A 17,577-nucleotide genomic window follows, 5' to 3' on the forward strand; every position below is an offset into this window, starting at 1 on the left:
ACTGACGGATCCGACTGACACGAGCTGAAGTTACGGTGAATACATGAACGTCCGGGGTCAGTTTCTTGCCGAGCAGGTCCGCGCCTCCGCGCCGACGCCGAAGCGAGGACGTGGATGAGCAACCCGCCCGTCGGCTGGTACCCCGACCCCACCGGCCAGCCGCACACGATCCGTTTCTGGAACGGCGAGAAGTGGACCAACAAAACCGCACACGAGGACGAGGCCGCAGCCCTAGCCGCCGCAGCCAAAGAGCCCACCCCCATAGAAGCCCCCACCCCGGCGTCTCCTGAGCCAACCGAGCCCGCCCAACAACAGTCCTGGCCAACTCAGCCAGCCCCCGAGCCAGCTCCACAGCAGTCCTGGCCCGCGCAGGAGCAGGACGCGCAGCCTGAGCCGGCTCAGCAGCCGTGGACCGCGCAGCAGGAATCCTGGCCCGCTCAGCAGTCCAACCCTGCCGAGCCGACGCAGCAGCCGTGGTCAGCGAACCAGCAGCCGTGGTCAGCCGACCAGTTCACCTCCTACGACCAGGCCACCCCCGACACCGAGCAGACCCAACAACAGCCCTGGCCTGCCCAACCGGACCCCTGGCCGCAGCAGCCTGCGCAGGACAACTCCTCCGCGCCGGACCAGACCCAGCAGCCGTGGTCTGGCAGCCAGCAGCCGTGGTCAGCGGACCAGTTCAGCTCGTACGAGCAGACGGACCCCAACGCCGAGCAGACCCAGCAATGGCCGGCCACTCCCCAGAACCAGGGCAGCCAGAGCTCGCCCGACCACGAGCAGACCCAACAGCAACCGTGGACCGCACAGCAGCAGTGGCCGGAGCAGCAGTCCGCCCCCGCTGATCCAACGCAACAGCAGTGGTCAGCGAACCAGCAGCCGTGGTCAGCCGACCAGTTCACCTCCTACGACCAGGCCACCCCCGACACCGAGCAGACCCAACAACAGCCCTGGCCTGCCCAACCGGACCCCTGGCCGCAGCAGCCTGTGCAGCAGGGCAGCCCCAGCTCGCCCGACCTAGACCAGACCCAACAGCAACCATGGTCAGCCAACGACCAGCCGTGGTCAGCCGACCAGTTCACGTCGTACGACCACCCCACGCCAGCCAACCAGCCCCCGCAGCAAGCCACACCTGACAACTGGGCCACAGACCAACAGCCCTGGCCCGCCCAACAACCCACCCCGGCGCCACAGCCGCCAGCGCAGCAGCCGAACCCGGCACAGCCGACCTCGGCGCAGTCCAACCCGGCGCAGCCGAACCCTGCACAGTCGTCCGCCGGCGACGGACAGCCGACGCAGCCGCGGCAGGGTGCAGCCGACGACTGGAGTGCAGAGCAGCAGGCCGTTCAGCCTGTGCGGGGTCAGTCGCAGGGGCCTGGTTTGCGTTCCGTGCAGGAGGCCGGCGCCGGCGACGCGGCTGAGGCTGACCAAACGGGCGGATGGTGGCAGCCTGCCGCCAGCCCGCAGCTGTGGGCTACGCCGTCCACCGGCAACGACGGACCTACCCCCGGCGGCGCACACCTACGCGCAGTCTCACCAGCACAGCCAGACTCACCAGCACAGCCAGACTCATCCGCGCAGACCGGGGCGTCCGCGCAGGCTGACACCTCCGCACAGGCTGCCGCGTCCGCGCAGACTGGCTCATCCGCGCAGGCTGACGGGTCTGTGCAGGCTGGTGCTGCGGTCGCGGTTTCTGGTGAAGATGCTGCGAGTGCGGCTGAGCGTGCGCGGGCGACCTGGGGTGCGCCGGAGCTCGCGCCTGCTCCGCCAGAACACTGGACCCAGCGCGAGATCTCGGCGTTCGAGGAAGCACAGGCCGCGGCCGACGCCGACATACAGCCGGAGGAACAGCCCAGCGGCTGGACCCTCAAGCTCGCCCCGGACCCGACCGACGACGCAACCGACGACCCGACCTCCGCCCAGTCCACCTCTTCGGCAACCGCCCCCTCTGCAACCACCGCCGACGCACGGGCGACGGATGACCAGGCGGCGCGGGTGGCTGACCAGCGGGCCGCGGATGAGCTGGCTGCCGAGCAGGCAGCGGATGAAGCCGAGGCGGCCGGTCAACTACAGCCGAACTGGGGCAGCCAGTCCGGAGATGGCCAGGCTCAGCAGACAAGCGACGTACCGGCATGGGGTGTCGAGGCCTCCGACGAAGAGGACCTGAAGACACCGGAGAAGGCCGCTCCGCTCTGGACCGTGCCGGGGGCGTCGGACCCCGCCCCAGAGCAACCGGTGCAGATGTGGGGCGACCAGCCCCAGCAGCAGACCCCCGCCCCGGACCAGAACTGGAACGGGCAGCAGTCCGGTGGCACGAGCGCGACGCCAGCTGCGCAGTCGGGGCAGGTTTGGGGCTCGCAGCAAGGCACGGCGGGGACGGATGCGCCGGCCGACAACGGGTGGGGTGTAGGCGACCAGCACGGCGTACAGGAATCAGGGCCGTGGGGACAGCAGGCAACCGCAGACACCCAGCCCGGTCAGCAAGGTGGCGACCAGTCGTGGGGCGGACAGTCCTGGCCCGTGGAGCAGCCCAGCAACCAGCAGAGCGCACAGCGGACGGCGCAGCAGTCCGGCCAGCAGCAGTGGGGCGCTCAGCAGAGTGCTGGGGTCCAGCAGGGCGGTCAGCAGACGCAGCGTGCCTGGGGTGACGACGGGAACGAGGCTTGGGGTGGCCAGACCGACCTGAGCTCCGGCGTCGGCAAGCGGGACGGCAAGAGTAAGAAGAAGTCCAAGAGTTCCGGCGGCGGTGGTCCGTTCGGCGGGAAGATGCCGCTGATCGTCGCGGGCGGTGTCGCGGTGGTCCTGCTGATCGTCGCCGGGGTGGTCCTGCTCACCAGGGACGACAAGACGGCCACCCCGGATCCGACGGGTACGTCGACGCAGAGCGGCTCGCCCTCGCCGACGAACCAGTCCAGCACCAAGCCCGGTCAGTCGAAGGACCCGAAGCTGCACGAGGGCGCCGGGCGGATCGCGTCGGACGCGATCTCGTTCCCGCGCCGGAACCCGCCGTGGTCGGACCGCAAGCGCCTCGTCGAGCAGCTGATCAACTCGAACGGGCAGCGCATCGTCCTGAAGGACAACGTCGTCGAACAGGACGACTGGAGCGCGGACATCTTCGTCGGCGGTCTCGGTACCGGGTCCGGGTTCAACGGCGACCCGAAGGCGACCGCGGCGTCGCTGTCGATCAAGCTGCGCGAAAACATGTACGGGAACATCCCGGTGACCTTCAAGACGGTGGCCAACGGCCCCGTGAAGCGGACCGAGAAGGCGGGCTGGGTCTTCCAGCAGACCGTGACCGCGACGACGGCCGCGGTGACCGATCGGGTGCTTACCCTGACGGTGGCCGTTTTCGACCTCGGTGACGGGACTGCGGTCGCGTACATCAGCGGCATCCCGAACAACCGCCCGGACCTGAAGAAGGCCGCGGACCAGGCCTACCTAGGAATCAACGTTGGCTGAGAACGAAGACCAGAACCCCGCGGGCCAGAACACCCCGGAAGGTACGCCGGACACGCCGGCACGCCCCCAATCCCCCGACCCCCTGACCGGCACCCCCCAGGCACCCCCCACCCCCAACCCCTGGCCAACCACCCCACCCCAGCCAGCTCCCCCAGGCCAGGCACAGGGTCCGGGGCAGGCACCGGGTGCGGGCCAGCCGTCGGGTCCTGGACAGCCGTCGGGTCCTGGACAGGCGCCGGCTCCTGGACAGGCGCCGGGTCTTGGGCAGGCGCCGGGTCTTGGGCAGGTGCCGGGTCTTGGGCAGGTGCCGGGTCTTGGGCAGGTGCCGGGTCTTGGGCAGCCGGGCTCGGGACAGGTGCCGGGTCTTGGGCAGGCGCCTGGTGCGGGTTCTGGTTCCGGACAGGGTGGTTCGTCGGATGCGTTGTTCGGGCAGTCACCTGCGCCGGCGCCGCCTCCTCCGCCACCGCCGGCCCGAGCGCAGCACGCAGCTCCCCCACAACACTGGACCAGCCAACCCCCGCAGCCCGAGCAGCCGACAGCGCAGACCTCAGGCACACAGCCGCAGCCAGGCACGCAACAGCCCGGCCCGCAACAGCCCGGCTCGCCGCGGCCTGGCGCACAGCAGTCCGGCGTGCCGCAGCCCGGCGTACCGCGGCCGGGTGCAGCGCAGCCGCCGGGGGTGCAGGGCGCGGGGACGCAGATGTGGGGTGCGCAGCAGGCGCAGCAGACTGGCCCGCACCACAGCGGACCTCAGCAGGCCGGTGGGCAGCAGTCCGGTGGGCAGCAGTCCGGGCCGCAGGCGGGTGGGCAGCCGGTGCGTCCTCAGCATGCGGCTCCTCCGGCTGGTCCGCAGTACGGCGGGCAGCGCCCGGTGCAGGGTCAGCCGTCTCAACAACCGCACGGTGGGCAAGCACAACCAGGGCAGCCGCAGTCACGTTCTGGACAGCCGGGTCCCGCACAGGCAGGTCCTGGGCAGCCGGGTCCCGGGCAGTCCGCTCCAGGGCAGTCCGGGCAAGGGCAGTCCGGGCAGGGGCCGTCCGGTGGGATGTGGGGTGTGCAGCAACCTGGTCAGCAGGCTGGTGGGTGGCAGGTGCAGGCGACTGGGCCTCAGGCTGGTCGGCCGCAGTTTGGTCAGCAGAGCTCTCAGCAGGGCGGGCAGCAGGCCGGGGCGCAGGGTTCTCAGCAGGGTGGGCAGCAGGCTGGGGCGCAGGGTCCTCAGCAACGTGGGCCGCAGGGCGGGCAGCCCGCTGGTGGCGGGCAGGGTGGGCAGCGGGGTGGGGCTCAGGGTGGGCCGTTGGCGTTTACTGAGGTGATCTCGCGGGCGGCTGGGCCGTACGCGGCTGGCGCGGCCGGGCAGGGTGCTGGAGCGTCCGGTGGGCAAGGTGCTGGGCAAGGTATTGGGCAGGTCGGTGGGCACGGTGCCGCTGTAGGCGGGCAGGGTGCTGGGCCGGGTTCCGGTGATGGGCGTGTGGGTGGGCCGGGGCTTTGGTCGGCGGGTGCGCAGGCTGGCGGGCATGGTGCTGGGGCGCATTCGGGTGGGCACGGCGCGGGTACGGGCGGTGCGCATTCTGGTGGGCATGGTGTGGGTGGGGCGCAGTCGGGGCGGGCTGCTGGGTATGTGGGTGGCGGGTTGGGGGGGAATGGGCGGGCTCGGGCTATTGGGGCTGTGGTGTTGGTGCTGGCGGCTTTGGCGGCTACCGGGTTGAGTGTGGGGTGGGTCTGGACGAAGGCCGAGGCTGTTTCTCCGGTGCCGTTGCCTACGGTGGGGAAGCCGATGGAGACGGTCAGTCCGTCGGTGAAGCCTTCGGAGACGCCGACGCCGTTCGGCAAGGTCATCGGTACCGAGATGGTTGCTTCCAACAACGACTCGATGCCGATCATGAGTTCGGCCTGGGGTAACACGTCCGAGCGTGCCGGTCTGTGGGGCGGTGCCGCGGTCTGGCTGACGGTGCACAGCAACTACGACAAGGCCAAGAGCTGGGGCAACTACGTCGCGTTCGGTCAGCTCCCGCCGGACATCGCGTACACGAACACTGCGGCCGGCCTCAAAGCGGCTTCGATCCAGGTCGGCGGCCGCATGATCTACAACCTGTACGACAAGGACACGCAGGTCATCAAGGGCAGCGCCACCCACAAGGCGATCACGGTGAACGGCCATCCGGGCCACGAGCTCACCGCGAGGATAGTCGTCAAGGTCCCGAAGCTGCCGGAGACGTTCTCCACGGTGATGATCGCCGTGGTCGACCGCGGTGACGGTACGGCGGCGGTCTCGATCGCCGATATCGCCGGCTCGACCCCGGCCTGGCAGAACGTCTGGCGCTACAAGGTTTCCCAGATCAAGCTGAGCAAGTAGAAGAAAGGGCCGACGGGAACACCCCCGCCGGCCCTTTTGCTCAAACCAAGATCAGCCGCGCACCTCGGCGCAGGCGGCGATCCACCGGTCCAGCACGTCCTTCGCCGCCCCGGAGTCGATCGCTTCGGCCGCGCGGTGCATCCCGGTCCGGATCCGCTCGGTCACGCTGCCTGCCTCCGGCGTGTACGCCGCCAGCGCCGCGCCGGCGTTCAGCAGTACGACGTCCCGCACCGCCCCCGGCTCGCCGTCGACGAGTGCGCGCACGACCTTCGCGTTGAACGTCGCGTCAGCGCCCTTCAGCGCATCCGCGGACACCGGCTCGATGCCCAGCTCCCGCGGGTCGAGCGTGATCGGACCCTCGACCTCACCACCGCCGACGATCCACACCTGCGACGTCGTACGCGTGGTCAACTCGTCCAGCCCGTCGTCGCCGTGGAACACCAGCGCGTCGATCCCGCGCCGCGCCAGTACACCGGCCATCAGCCCGGCGATCCGGCCGTCGCCGACGCCGACCGCCTGCGCCGATGGATTCCCCGGATTGGCCAATGGACCAAGGAAGTTGAACGTCGTCGGCACCCCGAGCTCACGACGCGGTACGGCGGCGTGCCGCAACGCGGGGTGGAACGCCGGAGCGAAGCAGAACGTGATCCCGACTCGCTCCCCCACCTCGGCCACCTGGTCCGCGGTGAGATCGAGCGGGATGCCCAGCTCCTCGAGTACATCGGCTGCACCACAGGCCGACGACGCGGCGCGGTTGCCGTGCTTCAGCACCTTCGCGCCGGCGCCTGCGGCAACGATCGCGGACATCGTGCTGATGTTCACCGTGTGGGCTTGGTCACCGCCCGTTCCGACGACGTCCAGCGTCCGGCCGGGCACCGAGATCCGGGTGGCGAAGTCGCGCATCGTCGCGACCAGGCCCTCGACCTCGGTGACCGTCTCGCCCTTGGAACGCAGGGCGATCACGAACCCGGCGAGCTGCGCGGGCGAAGCCGCACCGGACAGGATCTGCTCCATGGCCCACGCGGTGGCGGATGCCTCCAGGTCCTCACGCCGCAGCAGCGGATTGAGCACCTGGGGCCAGGTGTAGGACCCCATGAGAGTCAGGCTGTGGTGGCGGGGAGCTTGGCCAGCCGCTGCCGGAGCAGGTCCGCGGTGACCTCGGCCAGCTTGATCGGGTCGATCGGGTGCGAGACCGCGCCCTCGGCCCGGGACCAGGTCGCCAGCCACGCGTCCTGCGGACGGCCGGTGATGACCAGCACCGGCGGGCACTGGAAGATCTCGTCCTTCAGCTGCCGGGCGATCCCCAGGCCGCCGGCCGGAACGGCCTCGCCGTCCAGGATGGCCAGGTCGATCCCGCCCTTGTCCATGATCTTGATGACGGCCGGCTCGGTGGCGCACTCGACGTACTCGAGCTCGGGCAGATCGGCCGCCGGCCGCTTGCCGAGGGCCAGCCGGACGGACTCCCGCGTCGTACGGTCGTCGCTGTAGACCAGGACCTTCAGCGGACGCTCTGAACTCATCGATCCATCCCAAGCTTGTTCAAAAGACGACTGGACATGCGGAATGCTACCGGGGCGCCTGTCCGGCCCGGCGAGCCTGTTCCTCCAACCGGTCCAGGCGCCGGTCCTCACGGCGCGCCTCACGCTGTGACTCACGCACCCATTGGACGAACAGTACGGCGAAGAACACCAGTCCCACGATGTCGCCGGAGCCCCACAACAGACCGCCCGCGATGTATTGGTCGCGCAGCGGCGACGGCGACCAGGAGCGACCGAAGCTGGTGTACCAGTCCTCGGCGATCAGCTTGTTCGCGGACATGATCGTGATGCCGAGGAACGCGTGGAACGGCAACGTCAGGAACGTCAGGATCAGCCGGAACGGGTAGATGACCCGTCCAGGCACCGGATCGAGCCCGAGCAGCGGCCAGAAGAACAGCGAGCCGACCAGGATGAAGTGCAGGTGCAGCAGGTCGTGCAGCGCGGTCGACCGGAGCGTGGCGTCGTACCAGCCGCTGAAATAGAGCGCCCAGGGGCTCAGGACGAACAGCGTGAAGCCGATCAGCGGGAAGCAGACCACCTTCGCGAACCGTGAGTGCAATACGGAGAGCAACCATTTCCGCGGCTGTCCCGGCAGTGTCCGCAGCGCCAGCGTGACCGGCGCGCCGAGCGCCAGCGCGAGCGGCGTCAGCATCGACAGGATCATGTGCTGGACCATGTGCACGCTGATCAGGACCGTGTCGTAGGTGCCGAGCGCCGACTGGGTGGCGATCACGGCGCTTCCCAGCCCGACGCCGACGAACGAGAACGTGCGGCCGCGGGACCACTTGTCACCGCGTTTGCGCAGCTTGTGGACGCCGTACAGATAGACCGCGGCCAGTACGACGATCACGGCGAGTAACACCGGTTCGAAGGTCCATGCCGTCAGCAACCGGACCGGCGTCAGCGGCTCGATCCGGTCGCCGGGCGTGGCGTGAAGGGGAAGCACGCTTCCACAGTAGAAACCATTAGTTCCCGACATGCATGGGGGTGGTCGTGTCAGTTGATCCGAGGACCGACATAATGACCGCGTGGCCACTGCAACCGCGCTCCCAGCGTCTCGTGAACACGGACACCACGACCGTCCCAGCATGGTCAGTGTCGGCACGATCGTCTGGCTCTCGAGCGAACTGATGTTCTTCGCCGCCCTGTTCGCGGCGTACTTCACGATCCGGTCGGTGACGACCGCCGCAGCCGCTCCGGGCACGGAGACGCTCTGGCAGGTCTCGACGCATCTCCTGGACGTCCCGTTCGCCTCGGTGAACACGTTCATCCTGGTCGCGTCCTCGTTCACCTGCCAGGCCGGCGTGTTCGCCGCCGAGCACGGCAAGGTGGGCCGGTCCGGCCCGCTGGCGAACCCGCGGAACTGGGGCATGCGCGAGTGGTTCATCCTCACGTACCTGATGGGCGCGGTCTTCGTCGCCGGCCAGGTGACGGAGTACACCGGGCTGGTGCAGGAGGGCCTGACCATCTCGTCCACCGCCTACGGCTCGGTGTTCTACCTGGCCACCGGGTTCCACGCGCTGCACGTGACCGGCGGCCTCATAGCTTTCGTGTTCGTCCTGGCCAGGACGTACATGGCTCGTAAGTTCACCCACGAACAGGCCGTCTCGGCGATCGTCGTGTCGTACTACTGGCACTTCGTCGACGTGGTCTGGATCGCCCTGTTCGCGACCATCTACCTGCTCAAATGAGTGAGAAGAGACCTTCCTTGTCACCGGCGCGCTTTCTCTCCGCGCGACGACGGCACCGGTCCGCCGGCCTCGTCGTGCTCCTGTTCGGCCTCCTGGCAGTGGGGTCGGCCTACGCCGCCTTCGCCCCTGACAACGCGGTGGCGGACAACTCCGCCCAGTCGCAGCAGATCGAGGAGGGCAAGAAGCTCTTCGCGGTCGGCTGCTCCAGCTGCCACGGCCTGAACGCCGAGGGCGGCGGGAACGGCGAGGGCAAGATGGCCGGCCCGTCGCTGATCGGCGTCGGCGCGGCCGCGGTCGACTTCCAGGTCGGCACCGGCCGGATGCCCGCGATGCAGCCGGGCGCACAGATCCCGCGCAAGGCACCGGCGTACTCGGAGAAGGAGATCGAGGCCCTGGCCGCGTACGTCGCCTCGCTCGCCCCCGGCCCCTCGGTCCCGGCCTCGGAGTCGTACGACGTGAGCAAGGCCACCGACGAGCAGGTCACCCGCGGCGGCGAGCTGTTCCGCACCAACTGCACGGCCTGCCACAACTTCGCCGGTCGCGGTGGCGCACTGCCGAACGGCAAGTACGCGCCGTCGCTGATGGGCGTCAGTGAGAAGCACATCTACGAGGCCATGCTGACCGGCCCGCAGCAGATGCCGGTCTTCTCCGACCAGGTCATGCAGCCGCAGGACAAGGCCGACATCATCGCCTACCTGAAGGCGCTGCAGAACCAGAAGGACCCGGGCGGCTTCGGACTCGGCCGGCTCGGCCCGGTGTCCGAGGGCCTGTGGGGCTGGTTCGTCGGGATCGGCCTGCTGGTGGTCGTGGCGGTCTGGATCGGCGCCAAGGGCGTCAAGGCCAAGGGAGCGAAGGCCGAATGAGCAACGACAAACTGCCGGTGAAGGCGGAGGACGAGCACGGCACCGTCGAGGTGGCCGAACCGATCCCGGACCCCGGTATCGAGGCGCACGAGCCGCGGATCACCGACATCGACCCGAAGGCGGCCGACCGCGTCGAGCGTCAGGTGTCGGGGATGTTCGGCCTGGCGACGCTGCTGGTCATCGGGTCCTGCGTCGCGTACTTCGCCATCCCGCGGGACTCGATCCTCGAGTTCGGCCCGCTGTCCGGCAACGCGAACAACATGGTCATCGGCCTGTGCATCGGGCTCGCGCTGTTCCTGATCGGGGCGGGCGCGATCCAGTGGGCCAAGAAGCTGATGGTCGACGAGGAGATCGCCGAAGACCGGCACGCCGCGCACTCCTCGCCGGAGCAGATCGCCGAGATCACCGAGGCCTTCAAGGAAGGTGCCGAGGAGTCCGGCTTCGGCCGGCGCAAGATGATCCGCAACTCGCTGATCGGCGCGCTCGGCGTCCTCGGCCTGCCGGCCATCATCCTGCTCCGCGACCTCGGTCCGCTGCCGGGCCGGTCGCTGTACAACACGATCTGGGCGAAGGGCATCCGGGTCGTCAACGACGTCACCGACCGCCCGATCAAGCCGTCCGACCTGGTCGTCGGCCAGCTGGTGAACGCGGCGCCGGCCAACCTGGCCCCGCTGCAGGAGCAAAACGCGACGGAGTACCAGAACGCCAAGGCCAAGGCCGCGGTGATCGTGGTCCGGATCAAGCCGAGCGAGATCCGCACCAAGCCGGGCCGGGAGAACTGGGGCATCGACGGCATCTTGTGCTACTCGAAGATCTGCACCCACGTCGGCTGCCCGATCTCGCTGTACGAGCAGACCACGCACCACGTGCTCTGCCCGTGCCATCAGTCGACCTTCGACCTGGCCGACAGCGCAAAGGTCGTCTTCGGCCCTGCTGCCCGCCCGCTGCCTCAGCTACCGTTGGCAGTGGACAGCGAGGGCTACCTGGTTGCGCAGAGCGGCTTCCACGAGCCGGTCGGCCCGAGCTTCTTCGAACGAGGGTGACAACAGTGTCAACAAGCACAGAGTTCCCTGGACCGGTCAAGTGGGTCGACGATCGCCTCGGCATCGCGAAGATCGGGAAGAAGAACCTGCGGAAGATCTTCCCGGACCACTGGTCCTTCATGCTCGGCGAGATCGCGCTCTACAGCTTCATCATCCTGATCCTGACCGGCACCTTCCTGACGTTCTGGTTCAAGCCCTCGATGACCGAGGTCGAGTACCAGGGCTCGTACAGCCTGCTCAAGGGTCTGCACATGTCGGAGGCCTACGCCTCCACGCTGGACATCACGTTCGACGTCCGCGGCGGTCTGCTGATGCGGCAGATCCACCACTGGGCGGCCGTACTGTTCATCGCCGCGATGATGGTGCACCTGCTGCGGATGTTCTTCACCGGCGCATTCCGCAAGCCGCGTGAGCTGAACTGGCTGATCGGCTTCGGGATGCTGTTCCTCGGCATCATCGAGGGCTTCCTCGGCTACGGCCTGCCCGACGACCTGCTGTCCGGCACCGGTCTGCGGATCACCAACGGCATGATCCAGGCGTCACCCGTGGTCGGCACGTACATGAACTTCTTCATCTTCGGCGGTGAGTTCCCCGGCGACGACTTCGTCTCCAGATTCTTCATCGTCCATGTGCTGCTGATCCCCGGCATCATCCTGGCGCTGGTCACGGCCCACCTGTTCCTGGTCGTGTACCACAAGCACACGCAGTACGCCGGTCCCGGCCGGACGCAGAAGAACGTGGTCGGCTACCCGCTGTTCCCGGTGTACACGGCCAAGGCCGGCGGCTTCTTCTTCGTGGTCTTCGGCATCACCGCGCTGATGGGCGCACTGATGCAGATCAACCCGGTCTGGCTGTACGGGCCGTACAACCCGGCCGAGGTGACCGCGGGCGCGCAACCCGACTGGTACATGGGCTGGCTGGAAGGCTCGGTGCGAATATTCCCCGGCTTCGAGTCGCACTTCTGGGGCATCACGCTCAGCTGGAACCTGATCATCCCGGCGCTGATCATCCCGCCGGCGTTCGTCACGCTGGTCGCGCTCTATCCGTTCATCGAGGGCTGGATCACCGGGGACAAACGCGAGCACCACCTGCTCGACCGCCCGCGGGACGTCCCGACCCGGACCGGTATCGGCGTCGCGTTCATCACGTTCTACGCGCTGCTGTGGATCGGTGGTGGTAACGACCTGATCGCCACCCACTTCAACCTGTCGCTCAACCACGTGACCTGGTTCCTGCGGTTCGCGGTGATCCTCGGCCCGATCCTGGGCTTCTGGATCGCACGCCGCTGGGCGATCTCGTTGCAGCGGGCCGACAAGGAGCGTCTGCTCCACGGCCTCGAGACCGGTGTGATCGTGCGCTCCCCCGAGGGCAAGTACACCGAGAAGCACCAGCCGATCTCGACGTACGAGGCGTACTCGCTCACCGCGCGGGACCGGCTCGTGCCCCACGAGATCGGCCCGGAGACCGACGAGAACGGCGTCCGCGCCCCACGTCGCGCGCTGCACAAGGCCCGCGCCGCGCTGTCCCGCTTCTACTTCGCCGACGCGGTGCAGAAGCCGACCACGCAGGAGATCGAGGAGGCGCACGAGCACGCTCACGACGCCGACGAGATCCACGAGCTGACAGAGGACACGGAGACGTACCGAGAGGTCACGTCCGACCGCTCCTGACGTCAAGCACCAGAAGGGGTCTCCGGCACTCGCCGGAGGCCCCTTCTGCTATTTCTTGCCGAGACAGAACACCAGCCAGTGGTCGCCACTCTTCACGCTGTCGGTCGTTCCAGCGTCCCAGCCCGGGACGCCGGCGCAAGCGGCCTCTGCCTTGTCGTCGAGAAGCTGGAAGAGCATGCCCGACTCGGGTGTGACCTGCTCGGTCGACAGCAGTTTGTAGCCGGCCGATCGGTACCAGCACGGGACCTTCCGGTACGACGGCAGTTCCTGGGCGGCGGCCGCACAGTCGCCAACGTGTCCCTCGGTGATCGACGGAGCCGAGGCCGGCGCATTCGGGCCGATGGCATCGGCAACGCGCGGGATGATGATCTGTGGGCCGACGTACACGATCAGAGCCAGGAAGACGGCGAACTTGAACACGGTGAGCGGGACATTCTCGTCCTTCGTGCTCTTGGTCGCCGCCGGCGGCTTGCTCGGCGCGGACGGCTTCCTTTGTTCTGGAAGTTTCCTCGTCGGGGCGGACCGGGTCATCACCTCGGTCGCGGAGTTGAGCAGTTGGCGGGCGGCGCCGATCGACGGGCGGTCCTTCGGGTTCTTCGCCAGCAGGGCGGTGATCAGCGGTCGCAGGTCGCCCGCGTGTTGCAGGTCCGGTGGGTCGTCGAACATCACCGCGGTGATCGTCGCAGCCGCCGTCGTACGGTGGAACGGCGAGACGCCCTCGACCGCGTGGTACAGCGTCACACCCAGCGAGAACAAGTCGCCGGCGGGTTCGTCCGACCCACGCAGCCGCTCGGGCGCCATGTACTCCGCCGACCCGATGAACATCCCGGTCGCCGTCACCGTCGTGTCGGTCGGGTGCACCGCGATCCCGAAGTCAGCCAGCAGCACCTCGTTGTGCTGGCCGAGCAGCACGTTTGCCGGCTTCACGTCCCGATGCATGATGCCCGCGGTATGCGCCGCCTCGAGCGCGGACAGGAGCCCGTCCGCGATTCGCCGTACGTCGGCGGCAGGCACCCGGCCCTCGGTGCGGATCCAGCGGTCGAGTGAGTGTCCGTCGACCCAGCGCATCACGATCCAGGGCGAGTCGCCGTCGACGACGACCGTGTGCACGGTGACGATGTTCGGATGATCCCGGAGCCGGGCCGCGTTCCGGGCCTCTCGGGTGGCGCGGCGCAACGCGTCGGCGCGTTCGTCCGCCGAGAGACTCTGTGGTAGCCAGATCTGCTTGACCGCGACGTCGACCTCGAGCGTTTCGTCGACCGCTTTCCAGACGCGGCCGAAGCCACCGGACCCGATCAGCTCGACCAACCGGTACTGCCCGCCGACCAAGTACCCCGGCCCGACTTCCTCAGCCACTATCACCTCACAGCTCTGCCCCCGGCCAGCGAAACCGAACCGACCGTAGTGGCGCGGAGGGTCGGTCGACCGGTCATGACCGCAATCTGCTGCGGTGTGACCGCAAGCGGTCAGCCGAGGGCTTCGGTGACCTCGGTGAGGTAGTCGCCGACGGTTGTCCGCTCGGGGGCTGTGAGTGCGCTGGTGACCGCGATCAGGCGGTCCAGGAGGGGCCGAAGAACTGCCAGCCGAGGGCTACGGCGGTGTCGGAGACCTGGAGGTGGGTGCTGCGTCCGTCGGTGCGGCTTCTGAGGCGTTCTACGTGGCCGGCGGCCTCGAGACGGTGGATGACAGCTGTCGTCGCCTGAGAGGTCATTCCGAGCTGCTGCGCCAGCCAGCTGGGCGTGGCCTCCAGTCCGGCGCGTTCGGCGTCCAGGAGGCGTACCAGCGCGCGTACGTCGGTGCTGTGCAAGCCCGTCGTACGGGCGAACTCCCCGACCGCCAGGTCCAGCCTCAGGGCAACCTCCCGCAACAGGTGCACCACGTCCAACGCGGCCGAGCCATGGGGGGACCTCTGCCGTGTGGTTCACGATGGCGCCGCGGCTTGCTGAGCGGTACCGCGTGTACGCGATGATCTGATCGATCCGACGGACTGCTACGTCGGGCTGCGCGTCCCGTTCGTCCTTCGGGCCTTACCTAGCTTGCTGAGGCCGTCCGGGAAGCGGACGGTCTCGTTCCTGCGCTGGGAGACGCAGGGCCTCCCGCTCGATCCCCAGATCCTCGAGCTGGCCGGCCTGGCCGCGGAGCAGCCGTCAACCCCGTTCGTCCGCACCAGACGCCCCACGGACGACCAGCTGCGAGACCTCGCTCCCCTGGTCTTCGTCGCCGCCCGCAGCAAGAGCCACAACGCAGCTCACCTGACCCACCGAGTCACCACACTCTCCCCCGCCGCAACCGTCGTACAACTCGGAACCGCGACCCACCACTCCCTCCCGTCCCTCCACGCTGAGGAGCTGTGGGCTGCGTGGGCCGACGGACTGCCCACAAAATAAGGGGATTCTGGTTCGTCACTCGACGGCATCATCGACGGCTGTCGGCGGACCGGTCGGTGCAGGAGGTCGCGTAGGCCATCAGGTCGCCGGTGCCGGTGGCGAGCAGGAAGCGTTCGGTGGTGCGTTTGTGATCGGTTCTGGTCGGCCGATGCCGTGGTTGTCCGGCGTTGATCCGCTGCCGGGCTCGGTATGCCAGTTGCCGCACGGCCCGCTCGGTGCGGTTGACGGCCGGGGCGATCTCGGCGTGGGGGAGCTCGAACACCTCGTGCAGGAGGAATACCACCCGCTCCACCGGGTCGAGGGTCTCGAGCATCACGCGCAGGGCTGCCGACACCGCCTCGGTCTCACCGGGATCGTTGCCCGGTGCCACAGTCTCGGGTACGTCGGTGCTGTCTTCGCGGCGCGCCCTGACACGGCGCAGTTGGTCGATTGCCTGGTTCGCGACCAGCCGGTGCAGATACGCGCGCGGATTCTCGATTGTGCTGGAGTCGACGTGCCGCCAGCGTAGCCAGGCGTCCTGCAGCACATCCTCGGCGTCGGCGTGCTGACCGAGGATGCGGTAGGCGACCGCGAACAGCGACGTGTGGTGTCGTTCGAACTCATTCATGGTTTCTCATAAGACGATCCTGGCCGCCCCGGCGTCACACGTGTGACGCCGACCTTGCGGCAATCCGTCGTACGAGTATGACAACTTCGAACCGAGATCTCGTCATGGAGGCGGTCACGCGCTTCTCCGCCGGTGACGTCGACGCCTTCCTGGAACTACTGGACGGCGACTTCGTGTCGCACAACCCAGGCGTCCGCGGTCCCGGCAGCGCGGCGTTCGGCGAGTACCTGCGAGGCAGCGATTGGCTACGCACCAGCGAGATCACCGTCAAGCGCGTCGTCGCCGACGCCGACCACGTGGCCGTACACACGCACATCGACGTTGGCCAGGGACCCGGCCTGGCCACCATCGATCTGTTCCGCGTGCACAACGGCCGCATCGTCGAACACTGGGACGTAATCCAGCAGCTCGTCGACCAGCCGGTCAACCCGAACGCCTTCTTCTGAAGCACGAGCGAGCTCCACCGGAAGCTCACCGGGGGTCGGGCGTCTGCCTCTTGTACCAGCGGGCTGAATCAGCCGCGGTGAAACACAACAGCCTCCTGCCCGCGGGCATGCGGGGAGGAGGCTGTTGCGTGTTGGTGTGTCAGGAGAGGGCGGAGCCGGCCTTGTAGGCGGCCCAGGTGGTGTTCCAGTCGGTCCAGCCGTTACCGGGCTCCATGTGGCGGGTGGTGCCGGTGACGATCACCGGGTCGCCGCGGAGGGTCTGGTTGAAGTACCACTGGGCGTCCTTGAGGCTCATGCCGACGCAGCCGTGACTGACGTTGGCGCTGCCCTGGCTGCCGGCCGACCACGGGGCGCCGTGGAGGAACTCGCCGGAGCTGGTGACGCGCTGGGCCCACTTCACGTCCGGGATGTTGTAGTACTCCGGGTCGCCGGGCTTGAGGCCGACCGTCGCGGCATCCATCCGCTTGACCGTGAACTTCTCCATGATCACCTTCACCCCGCTGCGGGTGGTGAAGCCGTCCTTGCCGGCGGTGATCGGGATGGTCCGGGCCAGCTTGCCGTTGATCGTCACCGTCATCGTGTGCTTCTTGACGTTGACGTTGGTGACGACCGACTTGCCGATGCTGAACGCGATCGTCCGGCTCGCGGTGCCCCACGTGTTGTTGCCGGCGTTGACGCCCAGGGTGCCGATGTCGACCGCCACCTTGGTGCCGGCCGGCCAGTAGTTCTTCGGGCGGTAGTTGACCTGCTTGCTGTTCACCCAGTGCCAGCTGCCGTCGACCGGGACCGAGGTCTTCACCGAGAGCCGCTTCTCGACCGCGGCGCGGTCCTTGACCGGGTTGTTCCAGAAGATCTGGATCGGCAGCGCGACGCCGACGGTCTCACCGTTCAGCGGGACGACCGAGGCCTTCAGGCTCTTCGACGCCTTCAGGGTCTTGAAGGTAGAGCTGATCGGCACAGAGGCGCCGTCGGTACCCTCGGCCGTGCCGCTGACCGTGTACGACGCGCCGGGCTTGAGCTGCGGCGACGACGTCCACTGGGTCTTGTCGGCGTTGAAGTTGCCGGTCACCTTGTCGCCGTCGTCGTCCTTGAGCGTGACCGCGGTCAGCTTGCCGGCCGTGGTGGTCACCGTCACCGGCTTGTCGGGCTGCACCGACGACGCGCCCTTGGCGGGCACGATCGCGATGTCGGCCGATCCCGGGGTCTCCGACGGAGTCGTCGAGCCCCCTGGTGTGCTGGAGGCGCCTGGCGAGTTGCTCTCCGACGTGGATGTGCTGGGCGTCGACTGCCCGCCGCCCCCGTTGCCGCCGCCGGCCTCCGTGTCACTACAGGCCGTGCCGGCCAGCAGCAGGACGCAGATCCCCGCCACGGCAAGGCCGTGCTTCCTCACCGAACCGCTCACCATTCCCCAGTTCTCCCCTGTTTAGTCAGACCGCGGTAAGGGTAACCTGCCGCGGCGACATTTCCCTGCATCCGCTCAGGCCGATCTGGTACGGTCCACAACGCTCCATACCGGTTCGCAC

Annotated in this window: 16 protein-coding genes; 8 read left to right on the forward strand and 8 right to left on the reverse strand. The window is 68.3% G+C overall.

Annotated features, from left to right (window positions below):
- The first annotated feature begins 114 nt into the window (after positions 1-114).
- Positions 115-3,456, forward strand: coding sequence for a hypothetical protein (locus tag ACWF0M_RS19235; RefSeq protein ID WP_452237032.1), 3,342 nt, complete (start codon positions 115-117; stop codon positions 3,454-3,456).
- 547 nt (positions 3,457-4,003) lie between these two features.
- Here the strand turns inward: ACWF0M_RS19235 and ACWF0M_RS19240 are convergent.
- Positions 4,004-4,348, reverse strand: a complete 345-nt coding sequence (locus tag ACWF0M_RS19240; RefSeq protein WP_452237033.1) for a hypothetical protein — start codon at positions 4,346-4,348, stop codon at positions 4,004-4,006.
- Positions 4,349-5,230: 882 nt separating this feature from the next.
- Between ACWF0M_RS19240 and ACWF0M_RS19245 the strand changes: the two genes are divergently transcribed.
- Positions 5,231-5,809 (forward strand): hypothetical protein, encoded by a 579-nt coding sequence (locus tag ACWF0M_RS19245; protein ID WP_452237034.1) that lies wholly within the window; start codon positions 5,231-5,233, stop codon positions 5,807-5,809.
- 51 nt (positions 5,810-5,860) lie between these two features.
- Here ACWF0M_RS19245 and trpD read toward each other — a convergent pair whose 3' ends face one another.
- Genes trpD through ACWF0M_RS19260 form a run of 3 tightly spaced genes read right to left on the reverse strand, consistent with a single transcriptional unit; the run spans position 5,861 to position 8,293 of the window.
- Complete coding sequence (trpD, locus tag ACWF0M_RS19250; protein WP_452237035.1) at positions 5,861-6,904, reverse strand: anthranilate phosphoribosyltransferase; 1,044 nt, start codon at positions 6,902-6,904, stop codon at positions 5,861-5,863.
- Between the two features lie 5 nt (positions 6,905-6,909).
- Entirely contained in the window at positions 6,910-7,329 is a 420-nt protein-coding gene (locus ACWF0M_RS19255) for an Rv3143 family two-component system response regulator (protein ID WP_131342165.1), read from the reverse strand.
- A 46-nt stretch (positions 7,330-7,375) separates the two neighbouring features.
- Positions 7,376-8,293: a cytochrome c oxidase assembly protein gene (locus tag ACWF0M_RS19260; RefSeq protein WP_452237036.1), complete on the reverse strand. Its 918-nt coding sequence runs from the start codon at positions 8,291-8,293 to the stop codon at positions 7,376-7,378.
- Positions 8,294-8,375: 82 nt separating this feature from the next.
- Here ACWF0M_RS19260 and ctaE point away from each other — a divergent pair, with 82 nt between their 5' ends.
- Genes ctaE through qcrB form a run of 4 tightly spaced genes read left to right on the forward strand, consistent with a single transcriptional unit; the run spans position 8,376 to position 12,614 of the window.
- On the forward strand, positions 8,376-9,038 hold the full coding sequence (gene ctaE / locus ACWF0M_RS19265) for an aa3-type cytochrome oxidase subunit III (protein WP_452237037.1): 663 nt from the start codon (positions 8,376-8,378) through the stop codon (positions 9,036-9,038).
- Entirely contained in the window at positions 9,035-9,901 is an 867-nt protein-coding gene (gene qcrC, locus ACWF0M_RS19270; protein WP_452237038.1) for a cytochrome bc1 complex diheme cytochrome c subunit, read from the forward strand. Before ctaE ends, qcrC begins: the two co-directional genes overlap by 4 nt.
- A complete protein-coding gene (qcrA, locus tag ACWF0M_RS19275; protein ID WP_452237039.1) occupies positions 9,898-10,944 on the forward strand; it encodes a cytochrome bc1 complex Rieske iron-sulfur subunit in 1,047 nt (348 codons plus the stop codon). Before qcrC ends, qcrA begins: the two co-directional genes overlap by 4 nt.
- Positions 10,941-12,614 (forward strand): cytochrome bc1 complex cytochrome b subunit, encoded by a 1,674-nt coding sequence (gene qcrB, locus ACWF0M_RS19280; protein WP_452237040.1) that lies wholly within the window; start codon positions 10,941-10,943, stop codon positions 12,612-12,614. The genes qcrA and qcrB overlap by 4 nt, the downstream gene beginning before the upstream one ends.
- Before the next feature lie 48 nt (positions 12,615-12,662).
- Here qcrB and ACWF0M_RS19285 read toward each other — a convergent pair whose 3' ends face one another.
- Both ACWF0M_RS19285 and ACWF0M_RS19290 read right to left on the reverse strand, forming a co-directional pair.
- A complete protein-coding gene (locus ACWF0M_RS19285; protein WP_452237041.1) occupies positions 12,663-13,970 on the reverse strand; it encodes a serine/threonine-protein kinase in 1,308 nt (435 codons plus the stop codon).
- Positions 13,971-14,163: 193 nt separating this feature from the next.
- Complete coding sequence (locus ACWF0M_RS19290; protein ID WP_452237042.1) at positions 14,164-14,481, reverse strand: MarR family winged helix-turn-helix transcriptional regulator; 318 nt, start codon at positions 14,479-14,481, stop codon at positions 14,164-14,166.
- Between the two features lie 169 nt (positions 14,482-14,650).
- On the opposite strand from ACWF0M_RS19290, the gene ACWF0M_RS19295 reads away from it, so the two are divergent.
- Complete coding sequence (locus ACWF0M_RS19295; protein ID WP_452237043.1) at positions 14,651-15,001, forward strand: hypothetical protein; 351 nt, start codon at positions 14,651-14,653, stop codon at positions 14,999-15,001.
- 28 nt (positions 15,002-15,029) lie between these two features.
- Here ACWF0M_RS19295 and ACWF0M_RS19300 read toward each other — a convergent pair whose 3' ends face one another.
- On the reverse strand, positions 15,030-15,608 hold the full coding sequence (locus tag ACWF0M_RS19300) for a sigma-70 family RNA polymerase sigma factor (RefSeq protein WP_452237044.1): 579 nt from the start codon (positions 15,606-15,608) through the stop codon (positions 15,030-15,032).
- Positions 15,609-15,685: 77 nt separating this feature from the next.
- Between ACWF0M_RS19300 and ACWF0M_RS19305 the strand changes: the two genes are divergently transcribed.
- Positions 15,686-16,054: a nuclear transport factor 2 family protein gene (locus ACWF0M_RS19305; RefSeq protein ID WP_452237045.1), complete on the forward strand. Its 369-nt coding sequence runs from the start codon at positions 15,686-15,688 to the stop codon at positions 16,052-16,054.
- 139 nt (positions 16,055-16,193) lie between these two features.
- Here the strand turns inward: ACWF0M_RS19305 and ACWF0M_RS19310 are convergent, their stop codons facing one another.
- Positions 16,194-17,444, reverse strand: a complete 1,251-nt coding sequence (locus tag ACWF0M_RS19310; RefSeq protein WP_452237046.1) for a L,D-transpeptidase — start codon at positions 17,442-17,444, stop codon at positions 16,194-16,196.
- Between the last annotated feature and the right edge of the window lie 133 nt (positions 17,445-17,577).

This window comes from Kribbella sp. NPDC055110 (genome assembly GCF_053607525.1).